Source organism: Ramlibacter pinisoli, from assembly GCF_009758015.1.
GTDB classification, from domain to species: Bacteria; Pseudomonadota; Gammaproteobacteria; order Burkholderiales; family Burkholderiaceae_C; genus Ramlibacter; species Ramlibacter pinisoli.
Map to the genome: position 1 here is coordinate 1,736,990 of NZ_WSEL01000003.1, position 16,635 is coordinate 1,753,624.

At 71.3% G+C, this 16,635-nt stretch carries 25 protein-coding genes; 6 read left to right on the plus strand and 19 right to left on the minus strand.

Annotated elements, in window-relative coordinates; translation table 11 throughout:
- Positions 1–242: 242 nt before the first annotated feature.
- Positions 243–740: an outer membrane protein assembly factor BamE gene (locus GON04_RS09550; protein WP_157397664.1), complete on the minus strand. Its 498-nt coding sequence runs from the start codon at positions 738–740 to the stop codon at positions 243–245.
- Between the two features lie 41 nt (positions 741–781).
- On the opposite strand from GON04_RS09550, the gene GON04_RS09555 reads away from it, so the two are divergent.
- Both GON04_RS09555 and GON04_RS09560 read left to right on the plus strand, forming a co-directional pair.
- The gene (locus GON04_RS09555) at positions 782–1,000 is read left to right on the plus strand and encodes a DUF3460 family protein (protein WP_157397665.1); all 219 of its coding nucleotides are present in this window, start codon (positions 782–784) and stop codon (positions 998–1,000) included.
- Between the two features lie 86 nt (positions 1,001–1,086).
- Positions 1,087–1,884, plus strand: coding sequence for a segregation and condensation protein A (locus GON04_RS09560; RefSeq protein WP_157398444.1), 798 nt, complete (start codon positions 1,087–1,089; stop codon positions 1,882–1,884).
- Here the strand turns inward: GON04_RS09560 and GON04_RS09565 are convergent.
- Both GON04_RS09565 and GON04_RS09570 read right to left on the minus strand, forming a co-directional pair.
- Positions 1,869–2,213 (minus strand): lysophosphatidic acid receptor, encoded by a 345-nt coding sequence (locus tag GON04_RS09565; RefSeq protein WP_157397666.1) that lies wholly within the window; start codon positions 2,211–2,213, stop codon positions 1,869–1,871. The genes GON04_RS09560 and GON04_RS09565 overlap by 16 nt on opposite strands.
- Positions 2,210–2,554, minus strand: a complete 345-nt coding sequence (locus tag GON04_RS09570) for a hypothetical protein (protein WP_198349242.1) — start codon at positions 2,552–2,554, stop codon at positions 2,210–2,212. Before GON04_RS09570 ends, GON04_RS09565 begins: the two co-directional genes overlap by 4 nt.
- Before the next feature lie 94 nt (positions 2,555–2,648).
- Between GON04_RS09570 and GON04_RS09575 the strand changes: the two genes are divergently transcribed.
- A complete protein-coding gene (locus tag GON04_RS09575; RefSeq protein ID WP_157397667.1) occupies positions 2,649–3,674 on the plus strand; it encodes a pirin family protein in 1,026 nt (341 codons plus the stop codon).
- 46 nt (positions 3,675–3,720) lie between these two features.
- Here the strand turns inward: GON04_RS09575 and GON04_RS09580 are convergent, their stop codons facing one another.
- The 3 genes from GON04_RS09580 to GON04_RS09590 form a co-directional block, all read right to left on the minus strand.
- Positions 3,721–3,945, minus strand: coding sequence for a DUF167 family protein (locus GON04_RS09580; protein WP_181653972.1), 225 nt, complete (start codon positions 3,943–3,945; stop codon positions 3,721–3,723).
- The gene (locus GON04_RS09585) at positions 3,942–4,511 is read right to left on the minus strand and encodes a dihydrofolate reductase family protein (protein WP_181654044.1); all 570 of its coding nucleotides are present in this window, start codon (positions 4,509–4,511) and stop codon (positions 3,942–3,944) included. Before GON04_RS09585 ends, GON04_RS09580 begins: the two co-directional genes overlap by 4 nt.
- A 115-nt stretch (positions 4,512–4,626) precedes the next feature.
- Complete coding sequence (locus tag GON04_RS09590) at positions 4,627–6,495, minus strand: ABCB family ABC transporter ATP-binding protein/permease (protein ID WP_157397669.1); 1,869 nt, start codon at positions 6,493–6,495, stop codon at positions 4,627–4,629.
- A 38-nt stretch (positions 6,496–6,533) separates the two neighbouring features.
- Here GON04_RS09590 and GON04_RS09595 point away from each other — a divergent pair, with 38 nt between their 5' ends.
- Both GON04_RS09595 and GON04_RS09600 read left to right on the plus strand, forming a co-directional pair.
- Positions 6,534–6,953, plus strand: a complete 420-nt coding sequence (locus GON04_RS09595; protein WP_157397670.1) for an acyl-CoA thioesterase — start codon at positions 6,534–6,536, stop codon at positions 6,951–6,953.
- Between the two features lie 8 nt (positions 6,954–6,961).
- Positions 6,962–8,092: an AI-2E family transporter gene (locus GON04_RS09600; protein WP_157397671.1), complete on the plus strand. Its 1,131-nt coding sequence runs from the start codon at positions 6,962–6,964 to the stop codon at positions 8,090–8,092.
- On the opposite strand, the gene aroD is transcribed toward GON04_RS09600, so the two are convergent.
- Together aroD and GON04_RS09610 are read right to left on the minus strand one after the other, a co-directional pair.
- On the minus strand, positions 8,081–8,836 hold the full coding sequence (gene aroD, locus GON04_RS09605) for a type I 3-dehydroquinate dehydratase (RefSeq protein WP_157397672.1): 756 nt from the start codon (positions 8,834–8,836) through the stop codon (positions 8,081–8,083). The genes GON04_RS09600 and aroD overlap by 12 nt on opposite strands.
- 1 nt (position 8,837) lies before the next feature.
- The gene (locus tag GON04_RS09610) at positions 8,838–9,323 is read right to left on the minus strand and encodes a thioesterase family protein (protein WP_157397673.1); all 486 of its coding nucleotides are present in this window, start codon (positions 9,321–9,323) and stop codon (positions 8,838–8,840) included.
- A gap of 105 nt (positions 9,324–9,428) precedes the next feature.
- Here GON04_RS09610 and GON04_RS09615 point away from each other — a divergent pair, with 105 nt between their 5' ends.
- The gene (locus tag GON04_RS09615; protein WP_157397674.1) at positions 9,429–9,695 is read left to right on the plus strand and encodes an H-NS family nucleoid-associated regulatory protein; all 267 of its coding nucleotides are present in this window, start codon (positions 9,429–9,431) and stop codon (positions 9,693–9,695) included.
- A gap of 19 nt (positions 9,696–9,714) precedes the next feature.
- On the opposite strand, the gene GON04_RS09620 is transcribed toward GON04_RS09615, so the two are convergent.
- The 11 genes from GON04_RS09620 to GON04_RS09670 all read right to left on the minus strand — a co-directional run bounded on the left by GON04_RS09620 (position 9,715) and on the right by GON04_RS09670 (position 16,585).
- Positions 9,715–10,995, minus strand: coding sequence for an RNA polymerase sigma factor (locus tag GON04_RS09620; protein WP_157397675.1), 1,281 nt, complete (start codon positions 10,993–10,995; stop codon positions 9,715–9,717).
- A gap of 7 nt (positions 10,996–11,002) precedes the next feature.
- Positions 11,003–11,413, minus strand: coding sequence for a VOC family protein (locus GON04_RS09625; protein ID WP_157397676.1), 411 nt, complete (start codon positions 11,411–11,413; stop codon positions 11,003–11,005).
- Positions 11,414–11,432: 19 nt separating this feature from the next.
- Positions 11,433–11,879: an SRPBCC domain-containing protein gene (locus GON04_RS09630; protein ID WP_157397677.1), complete on the minus strand. Its 447-nt coding sequence runs from the start codon at positions 11,877–11,879 to the stop codon at positions 11,433–11,435.
- Positions 11,876–12,295, minus strand: a complete 420-nt coding sequence (locus GON04_RS09635; RefSeq protein WP_157397678.1) for a YciI family protein — start codon at positions 12,293–12,295, stop codon at positions 11,876–11,878. Before GON04_RS09635 ends, GON04_RS09630 begins: the two co-directional genes overlap by 4 nt.
- A gap of 11 nt (positions 12,296–12,306) precedes the next feature.
- A complete protein-coding gene (locus GON04_RS09640; protein WP_157397679.1) occupies positions 12,307–12,696 on the minus strand; it encodes a VOC family protein in 390 nt (129 codons plus the stop codon).
- A 22-nt stretch (positions 12,697–12,718) separates the two neighbouring features.
- On the minus strand, positions 12,719–13,186 hold the full coding sequence (locus GON04_RS09645) for a VOC family protein (protein ID WP_157397680.1): 468 nt from the start codon (positions 13,184–13,186) through the stop codon (positions 12,719–12,721).
- Between the two features lie 105 nt (positions 13,187–13,291).
- Positions 13,292–13,639 (minus strand): YciI family protein, encoded by a 348-nt coding sequence (locus GON04_RS09650; protein ID WP_157397681.1) that lies wholly within the window; start codon positions 13,637–13,639, stop codon positions 13,292–13,294.
- Between the two features lie 16 nt (positions 13,640–13,655).
- Complete coding sequence (locus tag GON04_RS09655) at positions 13,656–14,423, minus strand: enoyl-CoA hydratase (RefSeq protein WP_157397682.1); 768 nt, start codon at positions 14,421–14,423, stop codon at positions 13,656–13,658.
- Between the two features lie 19 nt (positions 14,424–14,442).
- On the minus strand, positions 14,443–15,033 hold the full coding sequence (locus GON04_RS09660) for a 2-hydroxychromene-2-carboxylate isomerase (protein WP_157397683.1): 591 nt from the start codon (positions 15,031–15,033) through the stop codon (positions 14,443–14,445).
- Positions 15,033–15,758 (minus strand): SDR family oxidoreductase, encoded by a 726-nt coding sequence (locus tag GON04_RS09665; protein WP_157397684.1) that lies wholly within the window; start codon positions 15,756–15,758, stop codon positions 15,033–15,035. Before GON04_RS09665 ends, GON04_RS09660 begins: the two co-directional genes overlap by 1 nt.
- A gap of 5 nt (positions 15,759–15,763) precedes the next feature.
- Positions 15,764–16,585 (minus strand): acyl-CoA thioesterase, encoded by an 822-nt coding sequence (locus GON04_RS09670; protein ID WP_157397685.1) that lies wholly within the window; start codon positions 16,583–16,585, stop codon positions 15,764–15,766.
- Positions 16,586–16,635: the final 50 nt, after the last annotated feature.

Here is a 16,635-nt window from a genome sequence, read left to right on the forward strand (position 1 = left end):
CAACACCGTGCGGCTGAGCCAGGACCTCATCCATAGAATCGGGGCTCATCCGCTTGCAGCCTTTTGTCGTCATGTCGCGCCGCCGTTCCCGTGTGTCCTCCCGCAGCCTGCGCTGCTCCGCCGGCCGGCTGCGCAGGCATTGCCGTGGCGGACATCCAGGCCGCCCGCCGCGGGTGGGCCGCTGGGGTTGGTTGCTCATCGGCGGCTGAAGCACGGCAGCCGCTGCCGCCCCTGGCCGGCGCCTACTTGCTGCCCTTGCCGAGGTCGGGGTCGTCGGGGTCGCGGCCGGTGGCAGTGCGCACGACGCGCTGGTCGGCGTCGAACCAGACGGTGAACACCATCGAGGTGTTGGGCGGCTCCAGCCAGCGCCAGTCCCAGGCCTGCTCGCGCTTGAGCGGCAACTGCAGCTGCCGCGCCGGCTTGCCCAGCATGCGGCGCACCTGCTCCAGCGGCAGGCCGGGCTGCACCCGGGCGAAGGTCTCGGGGGTGAGCACCTGGCGCAGCGCCGACATGCGGCCGTCGGGGCCGATGGTGACCATGTAGTTGCGGTGGCCGGCCGGGTTGCGGTTGTATTCCAGCGTGTGGGCGCCGCCGGGCTCGTCCCAGACCTTCTCGGGCTGGCCGAACCGGGCGCGGACGTCGGCCTCGGTGGCCACGCCCTCCTCGAGTTCGGCGATCCTGCGTGAGTCGCAACCGACCAGCGCGGCCAGGCCGGCCAGCAGACCACCGACGAGCCCCATGCGCCACCCCCTGTAAAATCGAGCGTCCACCGAACGAGTCTATGTCCTCCAAGTTGCTTCGCATCTTCCGCCGTGCCGACTACCAGTCGGACGTCACGCAGTTCATCGAGCAGCTCAAGGCCGAGCGGCCCGAACTCGAGGCCCAGCAGCGCGCCGGCCGCGCCATCTGGTGGGACAAGCACCTCGACCGCGACGCGATCGGCGAGTGGAAGCAGGCCCGCGTGCCCCAGAAGCCCTACGTCTACGGCAGCGGCAGCTGAGGCCGGCCGCGCGCCGGGCTGACGACGTGAGCGACCCGACCGAGACCGTCCTGCCCGCGCCGGCCGACGGCGACGACGTGCCCGGCATGCCCGAGGTGGTCGACCAGGTGGCGCTGGCCCGCCTGTACGGCGAGCCGCTGTTCGCGCTGCCGACCGACCTGTACATCCCGCCCGACGCGCTGGAGGTCTTCCTCGAGGCGTTCGAGGGTCCGCTGGACCTGCTGCTGTACCTGATCCGCAAGCAGAACTTCAACATCCTCGACATCCCGATGGCGGCCGTCACCCGCCAGTACCTGGTCTATGTCGACGAGATCCGCACCCGCAACCTGGAGCTGGCCGCCGAGTACCTGCTGATGGCGGCGATGCTGATCGAGATCAAGTCGCGCATGCTGCTGCCGCCCAAGAAGACGGCGGAAGGCGACGAGGCCGAGGATCCCCGCGCCGAGCTGGTGCGCCGGCTGCTCGAATACGAGCAGATGAAGTTGGCCGCCGCCCGCCTGAACGAGGTGCCGCAGCTCGGCCGCGACGTGCTGCGCGGCCAGGTCTACATCGAGCAGTCCCTGCAGCCGCGCTTTCCCGAGGTGCAGCTGGTCGACCTGCAGGAGGCCTGGCGCGACATCCTGAAGCGGGCCCGGCTGGTGCAGCACCACAGGATCACCCGCGAGGAGCTGTCGGTGCGCGAGCACATGAGCGTGGTGCTGCGCAAGCTCCAGGGCCGGCGCTTCGTCGAGTTCGAGCAGCTGTTCGACGTGCAGCGCGGCGTGCCGGTGCTCATCGTCACCTTCATCGCCATGCTCGAACTGGCCAAGGAGACCCTCATCGAGGTCACCCAGGCCGAGGCCTTCGCCCCCATCTACGTGCGGCTGGCCTACTCGCCGGCCTGACCGTCCGGCCGGCCGGCGGCCAGCGAGGCGCCGGCCAAGGTGCCCAGCGCCCACAGCACGACCATCAGCACGGGCAGCAGGTGCGAGCCCTCGCGGTCGCGGAACAGCGTGAACAGCAGGCCCAGCGGGGTCGCGCCGACCAGCAGCAGCAAGGCGGCGCGGCGCGGGTTGCCCGACCAGCGTGCCAGCGCCCAGGCCGTGGCGCCGAACGGCAGCACCACCAGCGCCTGCACCGGCCAGGCCATCGCGATCCAGAACAGGCCCATGGCCAGGAAGGACAGCGCGAAGCCGGCCGCCACGGCCAGCAGCGCGAGCCAGGCCTCCCTCACCCCGCCGCCCCCACCGCCCCCGTGGCGGCCGGCCGCGCGCGCACGCAGCGCCCCTGCTTCTCCAGCCAGTACACGGCATTGCCGGCGACCACGATGCTGCCCGACACGACGGCGCTGGCGGCGGCGGTGGCGCCCGCGGCGGCCAGCAGCAGCGCACAGCCTTCGTTGTTGCAGCCGCTGATGCTGGCGATCTGGATGGCCTCCAGCTGCATGCGGCGGGCGGCGATCTGGCAGTCGGCGTCGTAGACCTCGGCCGTGCGCGGCACGAACACGCAGGCCTGCAGGGCCAACGCGGCGGCGAGGGCGAGTCTCGAGCCCGGCAGGCAGTCGGCCAGCTTCATTGCTGACCATTCTGGCCCACCGCGCCGGCCGCCGGCGCCATGATTGAAAGCCGCCCGCCCTGCCCTCACCTGCGAGGATTCGCGAAAGGCTCCCATGACCGTGTCCTCCCCCGTCCTGTCCGTCCAGCCGCTCGGTTTCCCCTGGGCCACCTCCGACCCGTTCCTGTTCTGCGCCTACCACGACGACGCCTACCCGCGCGGCAACGGCCGCATGGGACCGGCGGAGTCGCTGGCCGGGCGTGACATCGGCCAGGACTTCAGCCGCAAGGATGGCTGGAGCATGTACCACGGCGACAGCGTGCCGGGCTTCCCGGCCCACCCGCACCGCGGCTTCGAGACCGTGACCATCGTGCGCAAGGGCCTGATCGACCACAGCGACTCGCTGGGCGCGACCGCGCGCTTCGGCGGCGGCGACGTGCAATGGGTCACCGCGGGCCGGGGCATCGTGCACTCCGAGATGTTCCCGCTGCTCGAGACCGGGCAGGACAACCCGCTCGAACTGTTCCAGATCTGGCTGAACCTGCCCCAGCGCAGCAAGATGGCGCAGCCGCACTTCACCATGCTGTGGAACGAGCAGGTGCCGCGGCGCGTGTTCACCGACGGCGAGGGCCGCCGCACCGAGGTGGCCGTCATCGCCGGCCGCTGCGGCGAGGTGGCGCCGCTCGCGCCGCCACCCGACTCCTGGGCGGCGCAGGCCGACGCCGACGTCGCCATCTGGACAGTGCGCATGGAGCCGGGCGCGACCTGGACCCTGCCGGCGGCAACCGGGGCCGGCACGCAGCGCACGCTGTACTTCTTCAAGGGCCAGGCGGCGCAGGTGGCGGGCGAGGCGGTGGCCGGCCCGGTCGCGATCCAGCTGCGCGCCGACGCCGAGGTCCCTCTGGTCGCCGGCGACGGCGCGTGCGAGTTCCTGCTGCTGCAGGGCCGCCCGATCGCCGAGCCGGTGGCCCAGTACGGCCCGTTCGTGATGAACACGGCGCAGGAGATCCAGCAGGCCCTGCAGGACTACCGCCGCACCCAGTTCGGCGGCTGGTCGTTCGGCGACGCCGCACCCGTGCACGGCAGCGAGCCGAAGCGGTTCGCGAAGTACCCGGACGGCCGGGTGGAGGAGCCCGCCTGAGGTCGGAGGATCATGCCACCAGGGGAGGCGCTGCGGCGGCACGCCGTCAGCCGGCGTCGACCTCCACCAGCTTCAGCCGCGCTCCGCCGCCGACCTTGATGCGCACCGCCGCCTTCGGGCAGCCGAAGTGGCGGGCGACCAGCCCCACCAGTTCGGCGTTGGCCTTGCCGTCCACCGGCGGCGCCTTCACATGGGCGACCCAGCTGCCATCGGCGGCCGGCTCCAGCAGGCTGGTCCGCGCGTTGGGCTTGACGCGGACCTGGACGATCACGCGGCGGGCCCGGGGGCGCGCGGCACCTCGTAGCGCAGCTCGGCGAAGCCATCGCCGATGCGGCGCGCCGCCACCAGCCGCAGCGAGGGCTGGGTGATCCGGCGCGGCAGCAGCGGCTTGCCGCTGCCCAGCGTCACCGACCCGACCTGGACGATCACCTCGTCCAGCAGGCCGGCATCGTGGAACTGCCCGACCAGGTCGCCGCCACCCACCAGCCACAGGTTCTTGCCGCCGGCGGCGGCGCGCATCTCGGCGTGCACCGGCCGCACGTCGCCGCGCACGAAGCGGATGCGCGCGCCCGGCACCGGCGCATGCGAGCGGCTGGAGAACACCCAGGCCGGCTGCTCGTAGGGCCAGGCCCCGGGATGGGCGGTGTTGGGGCGCACCACGTGCCGCAGCATCCACTCGTAGGTCGACGATCCCATCGCCAGCGCGCCGACCTCGGCAATGAAGGCGGGATAGCCGGTGGCGTTGATGTCGCCGAGCGGGAACAGCCACTCGAGCGAATCGTCCGGGGTGGCGATGAAGCCGTCCAGGCTGCTGGCCGTGTAGTACTGGGTCTTCACGGCCTCGACCCCCATCGGCGCGTCGCCGCGCGCTTGTCGACCAGCACCAGCATCATGTTCGGCTCCTTGTCGGGACGCAGAGGGAGGCGATGGTAGTCGGTGGTGCGCGGCTGCGTCAGGCCGGGACCACCCGCGCCGGGCTGGCCGGCTCGCCCTCGCCGCTTTGCTGCTGCAGGGCCCACATCTGGGCGTAGCGGCCGCCGCGCGCCAGCAGCTGCTGGTGGGTGCCGCGCTCGATGACCCGGCCGGCCTCCATCACCAGGATCTCGTGGGCGTCGATCACCGTGGACAGCCGGTGCGCGATCAGCAGCGTGGTCTTGTTCTGGGCCGCGCTCTTGAGCTCGGCCTGGATGGCGCGCTCGTTGGCCGAGTCGAGCGCCGAGGTGGCCTCGTCGAAGATCAGGATCGGCGGGTTCTTCAGCAGCGTGCGCGCGATCGCCACCCGCTGCTTCTCGCCGCCCGACAGCTTGAGACCGCGCTCGCCCACCATGGTCTGGTACCCGCGGGGCGTGGACTCGATGAAGGCGTGGATGCGCGCCGACCGTGCCGCCTCCTCGACCTGGGCGCGGGTGGCGCCGGGGCGGCCGTAGGCGATGTTGAATTCGACCGTGTCGTTGAACAGCACGGTGTCCTGCGGGACGATGCCGATCGCCTGCCGCACGCTGGCCTGGGTGACGTCGCGCACGTCCTGGCCGCCGATGCGGATGTGGCCCTGCTGCACGTCGTAGAAGCGGTAGAGCAGCCGCGCCAGCGTCGACTTGCCCGAGCCGGACGGACCGACCACGGCCACGGTCTTGCCGGCGGGGATCTCGAAGCTGACGTCGTGCAGGATCACGCGGGCCGGCTCGTAGCCGAAGGTGACGTGCTCGAAGCGCACCGTGGCCTGGCCGGGCGGCAGGCCCAGCGGCGCGGCGCCGGGCTTGTCGGCGACCTCGCGCTCCTTTTCCATCAGCACGAACATCTTGTCGAGGTCGGTCAGGCTCTGCTTGATCTCGCGGTACAGCACGCCCAGGAAATTGAGCGGGATGTAGAGCTGGATCATGAAGGCGTTGATCATGACCAGGTCGCCCAGCGTCATGCGGCCGTCGACCACGCCCTGGGTGGCCCGCCACAGCATGGCCACCAGGCTGGTGGCGATGATCAGCTGCTGGCCGGTGTTGAGCAGCGACAGCGTGGTCTGGGCCTTGATGCGCGAGCGCCGGTAGCGGTCCAGGCTCTCGTCGTAGCGCCGCGCCTCGAAGGCCTCGTTGTTGAAGTACTTGACGGTCTCGTAGTTCAGCAGCGAATCGACGGCGCGGGTGTGCGCCGCCGAGTCGAACTCGTTGGCCTCGCGCCGGAACTTGGTGCGCCACTCGGTGATGCTGACCGTGAAGACGATGTAGACCGCCAGCGCGGCGATGGTGATCCAGGCGAACCAGACGTCGAACTTCACCGCCAGGATGCCCAGCACCAGCGCCAGCTCCACCAGCGTGGGCACGATGGAATAGAGCGAGTACGAGATCAGCGACTCGATGCCGCGCACGCCGCGCTCGATGTCGCGCGTCATGCCGCCGGTCTGGCGCTCCAGGTGGAAGCGCAGCGACAGCGAGTGCAGGTGCTCGAAGGTCTGCAGCGCGATGCTGCGGGTGGCGCCCTGGGTGGCCTTGGAGAACACCAGCTCGCGCAGTTCCGTGAACAGCGAGGTGGACAGGCGCAGCAGGCCGTAGCCCAGCAGCAGGCCGATGGGCACCACCAGCACCGCCGCGGGGTCGCCCGGTTTCAGGCTCATGCTGTCGACCAGGGTCTTGAGCAGCACCGGCACGCCGACGTTGGCCAGCTTGGCGCCGACCATGAACGCCAGGGCGGCCAGCGCCCGCCACTTGTATTGCAGCAGGTAGGGCAGCAGCCGCTTGAGGACGGCCCAGTCGGCGCCGCGGGCGGGCGCCGCGCCGGGCGCGGAACTGTGGGGAACGGGCAGGGGGGCGGCTTCGCCGGCGCGACGCATCAGGGACAATCCAGGGGAGTCGAACGGAGATTGTGCCCATGTCCCAGAAACCAAGTGCCCAGCCGCTCGGCCCCGCCGAACCCCCGACCGACAAGGAACTGGTCCTCAAGGTCATCCCGATGCCGGCCGACACCAACGGCAACGGCGACATCTTCGGCGGCTGGGTGATGGCGCACGTCGACCTGGCCGGCGCCGTCATCCCGGCGCGCCACGTCAACGGCCGGATGGCCACGGTGGCGGTCAACGAGTTCGTCTTCAAGCAGCCCGTGCGGGTGGGCGACATCTGCTCCTTCTTCGCCGCCGTCACGCGCATCGGCCGCACCTCGATCACGGTGCAGGTCGAGGTCTACACCGAGCACTTCCGCTCCCAGGGCAGCTTCGTCAAGGTGACCGAAGCGACGCTGACCTACGTGGCGATTGACGACAACGGAAAGCCCCGCCCGATCGCCGGCGTTTAGGCTCGGCCATGCCCGAAACGCCTGAAACGCCCCAGACGCCCGAACCGCTGCGCTCCCCCACCCTCGAGCACCGCACCCTGCTGTGGCTGGTGGTCGCGTTCACGGTGGCGTTCGTCTTCGTCATCGGGCCGCTGGCCGGCGCCGTCCTGTGGGCGCTGTTCCTGGCCATCGTGTTCTGGCCGATGCACCAGCGCTGCAAGCGGCTGGTGCATCGCCCGTCGGTGGCTGCCCTGCTCACCCTGCTGTCGATCGTGGTCATCGTCATCGTGCCGCTGGCCCTGGTCAGCGCCTCGGTGGTCGAGGAGGCCTCGGCGCTCTACCAGAAGATCCGCTCCGGCGAGCTGCAGCCGGCGCAGTACCTGCAGCAGGTGCTCGACGCCCTGCCGGCGTGGGTGCGGTCGGTGCTGCAGCGGTTCGGCCTGAACGACATCCCGGCCCTGTCGCACCGCACCGGCGACCTGCTCTCGCGCAGCAGCCAGTTCCTCACCACCCGCCTGCTGGGCATCGGGCAGAACACGCTCAATTTCGTGGTGTCCTTCTTCATCATGCTGTACGTGCTGTACTTCCTGCTGCGCGACGGCTCCGAGCTGGGCCGGCACATCCACCGGGCGGTGCCGCTGCAGCCGCACCAGACCCGGCAGCTGCTGCAGCAGTTCGTCACCGTGGTGCGCGCCACCGTCAAGGGCAACGTGGTGGTCGCGCTCATCCAGGGCGCCCTGGGCGGCCTGGCGTTCTGGGTGCTCGGCCTGCCCGGCGTCGCCCTGTGGGGCGCCTTCATGGCGCTGCTGTCGCTGCTGCCCGCGGTGGGCGCCGCCCTGGTCTGGGGGCCGGTGGCGCTCTACAAGCTGTTCACCGGTGAACTGGTCGGGGGTATCGGCCTCATCGTCTGGGGGGTGCTGGTCATCGGGCTGGTCGACAACGTGCTGCGCCCTGTGCTGGTGGGCCGCGACACGCGCATGCCCGACTACCTGGTGCTGGTCGCCACCGTCGGCGGCATCGGCCTGTTCGGGCTGAACGGCTTCGTCATCGGCCCGGTCATCGCCGCCATGTTCCTGGTCTGCTGGAACCTGCTGACCGAGGTGCGCGAGCAGACGCCGGGCTCGCCGGGATCGCCCGGCCCGGACCGCTCAGCCGGCTGAGCGCAGCACCGCCAGCGCCGCCCGCAACTCGTCGATCGGGATCTGGCCCGGCGCCGAGGCCGCCTGGCCGACCGCGAACGTCAGCGCGGAGCCGAACACGCCGCCGCACACGCGCGACACCGCGCCCAGGGGCCCCATCGCCATCCCGGCCACCGGGATGTCCAGCGTCTCGCTGGCCTGCAGCGTGGCCTGCAGCAGCACCAGCACGTCGGCCTTGCTGCGCGGCATGACGGCCAGCTTGCCGACGTCGGCGCCCAGGTCCTTCGCCTGCCGGAAGCGCGCCAGCAGTTCCTGCAGCGGCGGCGTGCGCTGGAAGTCGTGGAACGACAGCACCGTCGGCACGCCGTGCTGGCCGGCCGCGGCGACCATCGGGGCGACCAGGGGCGACTCCATCTCCACGTCGACCAGGTCGGCCACTTGCCGTTCGCACACCACGCGGTAGAGATCGGCGACCTGCGGCTCGTCGAGGGCGATGGCCTCGCCGCCCTCGCGCCGCGAGCGGCGCGTGAACAGCAGCGGCACGCCGGCGGCGGTCCGCAGCTCCTGCGCCAGCCCGGCCACCGCCGACGCGTCGGCGATGCCCTCGAAGAAGTCGACCCGCCACTCGACCAGGTGGGGCTGCTTGGCGGCGGCCGCCCGGGCCTCGGACAGCAGCGCAGGAGCGGTCTTGCCGACCAGGGGGATGCAGACGGCGGGCAGGGCGCCCTGGGCGAGCGGCTGGCCGCGAACGAGGATGGGTTTCATGTCAGGACACGATGTAGGCGGCGCTGCCGGTGCACAGCAGCTTGCCGTCGGGGCCGAGAAATTCCATGCGCGTGGAGGCCACGCGCGAGCCCAGCCGCAGCACTTCCGCGCGCAAGTCGAAGTGGTCGCCGACCGCCGGGCGCAGGTAGTCGATGCGCAGGTCGATGGTGCCCAGCTTGCCGAAGCGGTGCAGCCGGTCGGACGGGGTCTCGTCCATGTGGCGTGCGCCGATGGCCGCCATGCAGGCCAGCCCGCCGATGGCGTCCAGGCCGGCCGAGACCACGCCGCCATGCAGCCGGTTGTGCAGCGGGTGCCCCACCAGCTGGGGCTGCATGGCGATGCGGCCCGCCACGCCGTCGGGGCGCACGCTGGTGATCTTCAGCCCGAGCACGCCGTTGAACGGGATCTGGTGCTCGAAGATGCCCTGGAGGCCGGCCACGAACTCGGGCTCGAACTCGCGCACGGCGGCGGGTGGGTTCTTCGTCATCCCGCCATTGTCCCGCAGCCGCCCGGCTCATCCACACCTGGTCACCGCGGCCGCACAGCCCGCGGGCGCTGCGCCATACTGCCCAGGACCGGAAGGACCTGTCCCGTGAAGAAGACCTACAAGCAGATGCTGGAAGAGATCGAGCGCCTCAAGAAGCAGGCCGAAGAGGTGCGCCAGCGCGAGGTCGACGAGGTCATCGCGCGCATCAAGGTGGCGATCGCGTTCTACGGCCTGACCGAGGAAGACCTGGGCTTCCGCAAGAAGCCGGAAAAGGCCCCCACCCCGCCGCCGCCCGCGCCGGCGAAGAAGAAGCGCCGCTCGCGCTACACCGAGCGGCCGTTGGCCGGGCCGGTGCGGCAGGCCCGGCGCTAGGGGTTGCCGACGCCGGGGCCTACTCCGTCGGATCCGCCAGCTTCGCCGCCCGCTCCAGCAGCAACTCCTTCTCGCGCGCATTCCCCGCCAGCTGCGCCGCCGCCAGGAATGCCTCGCGGGCCTCGCTGTGGCGGCCCAGCTTCTCCAGCAGGTCGCCGCGCACGCTCGGCAGCCACTGGTAGCCGCGCAAGGCGGGCGCCTCCAGCAGCCGATCCACGATGGCCAGCCCCGCGGCCGGCCCGTCCGCCATGCCGACCGCGACCGCGCGGTTGAGCTCCACCACCGGCGAGGGCGCGACCCCGGCCAGTTCCCCGTACAGGGCGGCGATGCGCTGCCAGTCGGTGGCGTCCGCGCGCGCGGCCCGCGCATGGCAGGCCGCGATGGCCGCCTGCAACGTGTACGGCCCCCGGCTCGGCGCGAGCGCCTCGGCCCGCGCCAGCGCCAGCAGGCCGCGCCGGATCAGCAGGCGGTCCCAGCGGCCGCGGTCCTGGTCCGGCAGCAGCACCGGCCGGCCGGCGGCATCGGTGCGGGCCTGCATGCGCGAGGCCTGCAGCTCCAGCAGCGCGGCCAGCCCGTGCGCCTCGGGTTCCCGGGGTGCCAGCTCGGCGAGCATGCGCGCCAGCCGCAGCGCCTCGTCGGCCAGCGCCGGGCGCATCCAGTCCTCGCCGGCCGTGGCGGTGTAGCCCTCGTTGAAGACCAGGTACACCACCTCCAGCACGGAGGCAAGCCGCCGCTGCAGCTCCTCGCCCTGCGGGGCCTCGAACGGCACCCCGGCGTCGCGCAGCTTCTGCTTGGCGCGCACGATGCGCTGGGCCACCGTGGCCTCGGGGACGAGGTAGGCGCGCGCGATCTCGTGCGTGGTCAGGCCGGCCAGCAGCCGGAGCGTGAGCGCCACCCGGCCCTCGGTCGGCAGCACCGGGTGGCAGGCGGTGAACATCAGGCGCAGCAGGTCGTCGCCGATCTGGTCCTGCCGGGCCGCATCGAGGGCGTCGGTGAAGTCGGGCACGATCAACGCCTCCTGCGCCTCCTGCTCGTGCCCGATCTCCTCGTGCTTGCGCGCGAGCAGCTGCTGGCGCCTCAGGTGGTCCAGCGCGCGGTTCTTGGCCGCGGCCATGAGCCAGGCGCCGGGCCGCTCGGGCAGCCCGTCGACCGGCCAGCGTTCCAGCGCGGTGACCAGCACCTCCTGCGCCAGGTCCTCGGCGACGGCGACGTCGCGCACCATGCGCGCGACCGTGGCCACCACCTTGGGCGCATCGATGCGCCAGGCCGCCGCGATGGCCTGGTGGGTCGCCGAATGCATGGACGGATCAGGCCTGCGGCTGCACGGCGGCCGGGTCCATCCACATCAGTTCCCAGAGGTGGCCGTCCAGGTCCTCGAAGCCGTGGCCGTACATGAAGCCGTGGTCCTGCGGCGCGTTGGGCGTCCTGGCGCCGGCGGCCACCGCCTTGCGCACCAGGGTGTCGACCTCCTCGCGGCTGTCGCACGACAGGCACACCAGCACCTCCGTGCCCTTGGTCGCATCGGCCACCGGCTTCTTGGTGAAGGTCTGGAAGAACGGCTCGACCAGCAGCATCGCGAAGATGTCCTGCGTGATCACCATGCAGGCGCCCTTGTCGTTGGTGAACTGGGGGTTGAACGAGAAGCCCAGGGCGGTGAAGAACGCCTTGGCGCGCTCCATGTCCTTGATGGGCAGGTTGACGAAGATCTTGCGGGCCATGGGCGGATGCTCCAATATTTCAGCGTGCCGAGGCCAGTTCGGCCTCCAGGCGGTCGAGATTCTGTTCGTTGGCGGGGATGCAGACGGCCGCCACCTTGCGGCAGGTGTCGGCGTCGTCGAACACCTGGCGCCAGCCCAGCCGCGTGCCGCCGCCTTCCGGCGCCAGCGTGATGGTGAGCCGGAAGTCGGGACCGACGTGGCGGACCACCACGCAGCCGGGATCGACGGCTTCGAACACCGCCTCGTTCGGGTAGCGGGTGCCGTCCGGGCCTTCCATCTCGTGCTGCCAGCGGCCGCCGGGGTGGAACTCGAACACCGCGAAGTGGTTGCGGAAACCCGCCGGTCCCCACCAGCGCGCCAGGCGCGCCGGGTCGCGGATGGCGTCGAAGACCGCCGCCGGGGAGGCCGCCAGGTTCCGGCTGGTGGCCAGTGCCCGGTCGTCGTCGGGGGAGGCAGCGGCGCTCATAGCGTGCCCAGCTCGCGGAAGCGCTCGGCGCCGTGGATGCCCTTCTGCTCGAAGTGCTCCAGCTCGTACAGCGGCCGCACCTCGATCGCGCCGGCCCGGCCCCGGCCCATCGGGTTGGGGTAGCGGCGCGCCCACTCCAGCGCCTCCTCGCGGCTGCGCACCTGGATCAGCGTGTAGCCGGCGACCAGTTCCTTGCTCTCGGCGAACGGGCCGTCGACCACGCGCTGGCCACGCCCGTCCCACTCGACGCGGAAACCCGCGGACGAGGGCTGCAGGCCGGAGACGTCGAGCAGCACGCCGGCGCGCGCCAGTTCCTCGTGGAAGGCGGCCATGTCGGCCATCAGCTGGTCGACGTCGTCCGGGAACAGCCCGGCCTCGGTGTCGGCGTTGGCCCGCACCATGATCATGTAGCGCATGCGCCCTCCCCTCAGGCCTTGGGCAGCGGCTGCAGCATGCTGGAGCGGTTGCCTTCGGTGTCCAGGAAGGCGACGTAGGCGCCCACGGTGGGGATGTCCATCGGCTCGCCCAGCACCTGGCCGCCGGCCTCGGTGACCTTGCGCATCGACGCGCGGATGTCCTGCACCGCCACGACGATGCCCGGGAACTGGGCCGGCATGTCGGCCGTCTTGGTGAAGAAGCCGCCGTTGATGGCGCCGCGGTGGCCCATCGGGCCATCCTTGTCGGCCGTGGTCACCACCACGTAGTTGCCCATCTCGGGTCCCAGCATCTGGGTGGTCCAGCCGAAGACCTGGCTGAAGAAGCGGCTGATGCGCTCGCGGTTGTCGCAGGGCAGTTCGAAGTGCACGACGGGATCCATGGTCGATTCTCCTGGTGGGTGGTCAACGGGCGGCGGCCTGCAATGCGCGCAGGTCGAGCTTCTTCATGCCCATGAGGGCGGACATCACGCGCTGGCGGCGCGCGGCGTCGGGGTCCTGCAGCAGGTCGAACAGCTGCTCGGGAACGATCTGCCAGGACACGCCGAACCGGTCGCAGACCCAGCCGCACTGCTCGGCCTGCGGGACGGCCGAGAGCGCATTCCAGTAATGGTCGACCTCGTCCTGGGTGCGGCAGTGCACGACGATGGACACGGCCGGCGAGAGCTTGAACACCGGCCCGCCGTTCAGGCCGGTGTAGCTGCGGCCGTCGAGCTCGAACGTGACCGTCAGCACGCTGCCCTCGGGCATGGGGGCGCCGGGGCCGTAGTGCGTCACCGCGGTGATGCGGGAGTTGGGGAACAGGGCGACGTAGAAGTCGGCCGCCTCCCGGGCCTGGTTGTCGAACCAGAGGCAGGTGCTGGTCTGGGGCATCGCGGGTCCTTTGCTGGGGCCGCCACCGGCCCGTCACCACCACGACGACCGAGCGGACCGGATTTCGACGGTCCCGCCCTCAGGGAAAACCCCGATCGGCCCGCCTCAGGTGTAACAGGGGCCCGTCGCCCGGACCTCGACCGTGGCCCAGCGGGCCGCCGGGCACTCGCGCGCCAGCGCCACGGCTTCGTCGTGCGTGCGGCAGTCGACCAGGAAGAAGCCGCCGATCAGTTCCTTGGCCTCGGCGAAGGGGCCGTCGACGAGCCGGGCAGCGCCCTCGCGCACCTGGACGCGCGTGCCGCCGCTGCTGAGCGACTCGACGCCTCGCAGCAGGCCGCGCTGCTTGAGCGCGTCGGCGTACTCCACCATCTGCTGGTAGACCGCGTGGCCCTCGGCCTCGCTGCGGGTGCCGCGCTGGGCCGGGTCTTCGACGATGAGCAGCATGTAGGCCATGGTGTGCCGCCCCGACTCAGAACTTCGACAGGTCGGGCTTGCGCTTGTCCATGAAGGCGCCGAAGGCCTCGCGCGCGGCCGGCTCGCGCAGCATGCGGCCGAACACCTCGGCCTCCTGCGTCATCTGCTGCTGGACCGCGGCCAGCTGCCCTTCCTTCATCAGCCGCTTGGTCTCGGCCAGCGCGGTGGAGGGCTTGGCGGCCAGCTTGCGCGCCTGCGCCTGCGCGTAATTGCTGGCCTCGGTCGGCGGCAGCACGCGGTTGACCAGCCCGGCCTCGAGCGCGGCCTCGGCCATGAACGGTTCGCCCAGCAGCAGGGCCTCGGCGGCGCGGTGGTAGCCGAACATGCGCGGCACCAGCAGGCTGGAGGCGGCCTCCGGGCACAGGCCCAGGTTGACGAAAGGCATCGAGAACGCCGCGTTGTCGCCCGCGTACACCAGGTCGCAGTGGAACAGCAGGGTGGTTCCGACGCCGACAGCGGGTCCGCACACGGCGGCCAGCAGCGGCTTGGGGAAGGCCGCGATGCCGCGCAGGAAGCGGAACACCGGCGCGTCGAGGCCGCCCGGTGGCTGGTTCAGGAAGTCGCCGATGTCGTTGCCGGCCGAGAACACGGTCTCGTGCCCCTGCAGCACGACCACCCGCACGGCCGCATCCGCCTGCGCCTGCCCGAGCGCCTCGGCCATGGCGCCGTACATGGCGGAGGTGATGGAGTTCTTGCGCTCCAGCCGGTTGAGCGTGATGGTCATCACGCCGCCTTCGACGTGGGTGAGGATGTCCTGGGTCATGTCGGGTCTCCGTGGCGTTCTAGGCCAAAGCTTGTTGCACGAAATCGAGCCGGTCCTGGCCCCAGTAGAGCGTGTCGCCGACGAAGAACGAGGGCGCGCCGAACACGCCGCGCGCCACCGCCTCCTGGGTGACGGTCTTGAGCCGCTCCTTCACCTCGGGGTCCTGGGTGAGCGCCAGCAGCACCTGCGGCTCGAAGCCGGCCTGCTGCAGCACCGCGCCGACCTCGGCCGGGTCGTTCATGTTGCGGCCGTCGACCCAGATCGCCCGGTACACCGCGTCGCCGTAAGGCAGCAGGCGGTCGGGCTGGCGCATCTGCAGCCCGGTGGCGCCGCGCATGAGCATCAGCGTGTTGATGGGGAAGTGCGGGTTGTGGCGGTACGGCACGCCGTAGCGGACAGCGTAGCGCGCCAGGTCGTCCTGCATGAAGCGGCTCTTGGCCGGCACTTCCATCGGCGAGCGGTTGCCGGTGGCCTGGAACACGCCGCCCAGCAGGAACGGCCGGTAGTGCACCTGCGCGCCGGTGGCGGCGGACAGCCGCGGGATCTGCGTCCAGGCCAGGTAGGCGGCCGGGCTGCCGACGTCGAAGTAGAACTCCAGGTCCTTGGCCATCAGAACTTCTCCATCCAGGGTCGCAGGTCCAGCTCGTGGGTCCAGGCGTCGCGCGGCTGGCAGTGCAGCATCCAGTACTGGTCGGCGATGTGGGCCGGATTGACGATGCCGTCCTGGTCCTTCAGCGCGTACCGCTCGGGGAAATTCTCGCGGATGAACTCGGTGTCGATGGCGCCGTCGATCACCACGTGGCAGACGTGGATGCCGCGCGGCCCCAGCTCGCGCGCCATGCTCTGGGCCAGCGCACGGAGGGCGTGCTTGGCGCCGGCGAACGCCGCGAAGTTGGCACTGCCGCGCAGGGAGGCGGTGGCGCCGGTGAAGATGATGGTGCCGCGGCCGCGCTGGACCATGCGGCGCGCCACCTCGCGGCCGGCCAGGAAACCGCTCAGGCAGGCCATCTCCCAGATCTTGAAGAACTTGCGGGCGGTCTCGTCCAGGATGCTGCTGGGCACGTTGGCGCCGATGTTGAACACCATCGCCTCGATCGGGCCGACAGTGGTCTCGACCAGGTCGACCAGCGCGACCACCTCGTCCTCCTTGCGCGCGTCGGTGGGAAAGGCGCGCGCCAGGCCGCCCTCGGCCTGGATGCGGTCGACGAGGGGCTGCAGCTTGTCGGCCGATCGGCGCGTGACGCAGGCGACGTAGCCCTCGCGCGCGAAGCGGCGGGCGATGGCGCCACCGGTGGCGTCGCCGGCACCGATGACGAGGCAGGCCTTGGCTTCCATGGTGTTCACTCCTTGTAGTAGACGACCTGGTGGGTGGTGGCGAGCAGGTCGCCGCCCTCCGTCCACAGCTGGGCCGTCTGGTCGAAGTATCCGCCGCGGAAGGCCTGCGCCTGCGCCTGGCCGAGCAGGTAGCCGGTGCCGGCGGCACGCAACTGGTCGGCACCGGCGTGAAAGTACACCGTCATGCTCACCGTCCCGATGGGCACCAGCACCGGTCGGCGGCGCCACACGCGCGGGAAGAACACGTCGGCCAGCGCGGTGAGGGACGCGAAATCGATGGCGCGCGGCGGCGCATCGCGCAGCCACAGCCGGCTGCGGCTGTCGCCCTGCTCCTGGCCGTCCCAGGTGGTCGGCAGGGCGCCATCGATGAAGCGCATCTCGTAGCGGCCGACCCACTCGACACGCCGGGGGCCGCCCGCCCGCGGCACGTCGGCCGCCCGGGGAACGGCGGGCATCTCGTGTTCGATGCGGTCCCAGGTGGCGCGGCGCAGCGCCGTGAAGGCGGTGCCGGTCAGGACGGCCTCGCCCTGCTGCCGGATCTCCAGCATCCAGTGCTGCGTCGAGCGGTTGGTGCGCACGGGCCTGGCCTGCACCTCGAACGGGCCGTCGGCCAGGGCGGCGGCGAAGTTGACGGTAAGCGCGACCGGTTCGCCCAGCAGGCCGGGATGGCGCAGCACGGCCGACAGGGCCTGCGCCGCCGTCACGCCGCCGAACGGCCCGACCATGTTGCCGTAGGCCGCACTGGTGTGGCCGCGCCAGAGATCGTCGCCGACCGGCTCGAGCGCGACCGCGTCGTCGAAGGGATGCGTGAGGGTCTCCTGCTCCATCGTGGTCTCCTGCAGGGCAAGAAAGGAAAAGGCCACCTCGCGGTGGCCTG

Bases quoted from the DNA above. Each gene is read 5' to 3' on its own strand.
- GON04_RS09550 (WP_157397664.1), bottom strand. From the start codon at position 740: ATGGGGCTCGTCGGTGGTCTGCTGGCCGGCCTGGCCGCGCTGGTCGGT.
- GON04_RS09555 (WP_157397665.1), top strand. From the start codon at position 782: ATGTCCTCCAAGTTGCTTCGCATCTTCCGCCGTGCCGACTACCAGTCG.
- GON04_RS09560 (WP_157398444.1), top strand. From the start codon at position 1,087: ATGCCCGAGGTGGTCGACCAGGTGGCGCTGGCCCGCCTGTACGGCGAG.
- GON04_RS09570 (WP_198349242.1), bottom strand. From the start codon at position 2,554: ATGAAGCTGGCCGACTGCCTGCCGGGCTCGAGACTCGCCCTCGCCGCC.
- GON04_RS09575 (WP_157397667.1), top strand. From the start codon at position 2,649: ATGACCGTGTCCTCCCCCGTCCTGTCCGTCCAGCCGCTCGGTTTCCCC.
- GON04_RS09590 (WP_157397669.1), bottom strand. From the start codon at position 6,495: ATGCGTCGCGCCGGCGAAGCCGCCCCCCTGCCCGTTCCCCACAGTTCC.
- GON04_RS09595 (WP_157397670.1), top strand. From the start codon at position 6,534: ATGTCCCAGAAACCAAGTGCCCAGCCGCTCGGCCCCGCCGAACCCCCG.
- GON04_RS09600 (WP_157397671.1), top strand. From the start codon at position 6,962: ATGCCCGAAACGCCTGAAACGCCCCAGACGCCCGAACCGCTGCGCTCC.
- aroD (WP_157397672.1), bottom strand. From the start codon at position 8,836: ATGAAACCCATCCTCGTTCGCGGCCAGCCGCTCGCCCAGGGCGCCCTG.
- GON04_RS09610 (WP_157397673.1), bottom strand. From the start codon at position 9,323: ATGACGAAGAACCCACCCGCCGCCGTGCGCGAGTTCGAGCCCGAGTTC.
- GON04_RS09620 (WP_157397675.1), bottom strand. From the start codon at position 10,995: ATGCATTCGGCGACCCACCAGGCCATCGCGGCGGCCTGGCGCATCGAT.
- GON04_RS09625 (WP_157397676.1), bottom strand. From the start codon at position 11,413: ATGGCCCGCAAGATCTTCGTCAACCTGCCCATCAAGGACATGGAGCGC.
- GON04_RS09630 (WP_157397677.1), bottom strand. From the start codon at position 11,879: ATGAGCGCCGCTGCCTCCCCCGACGACGACCGGGCACTGGCCACCAGC.
- GON04_RS09635 (WP_157397678.1), bottom strand. From the start codon at position 12,295: ATGCGCTACATGATCATGGTGCGGGCCAACGCCGACACCGAGGCCGGG.
- GON04_RS09640 (WP_157397679.1), bottom strand. From the start codon at position 12,696: ATGGATCCCGTCGTGCACTTCGAACTGCCCTGCGACAACCGCGAGCGC.
- GON04_RS09645 (WP_157397680.1), bottom strand. From the start codon at position 13,186: ATGCCCCAGACCAGCACCTGCCTCTGGTTCGACAACCAGGCCCGGGAG.
- GON04_RS09650 (WP_157397681.1), bottom strand. From the start codon at position 13,639: ATGGCCTACATGCTGCTCATCGTCGAAGACCCGGCCCAGCGCGGCACC.
- GON04_RS09655 (WP_157397682.1), bottom strand. From the start codon at position 14,423: ATGACCCAGGACATCCTCACCCACGTCGAAGGCGGCGTGATGACCATC.
- GON04_RS09660 (WP_157397683.1), bottom strand. From the start codon at position 15,033: ATGGCCAAGGACCTGGAGTTCTACTTCGACGTCGGCAGCCCGGCCGCC.
- GON04_RS09665 (WP_157397684.1), bottom strand. From the start codon at position 15,758: ATGGAAGCCAAGGCCTGCCTCGTCATCGGTGCCGGCGACGCCACCGGT.
- GON04_RS09670 (WP_157397685.1), bottom strand. From the start codon at position 16,585: ATGGAGCAGGAGACCCTCACGCATCCCTTCGACGACGCGGTCGCGCTC.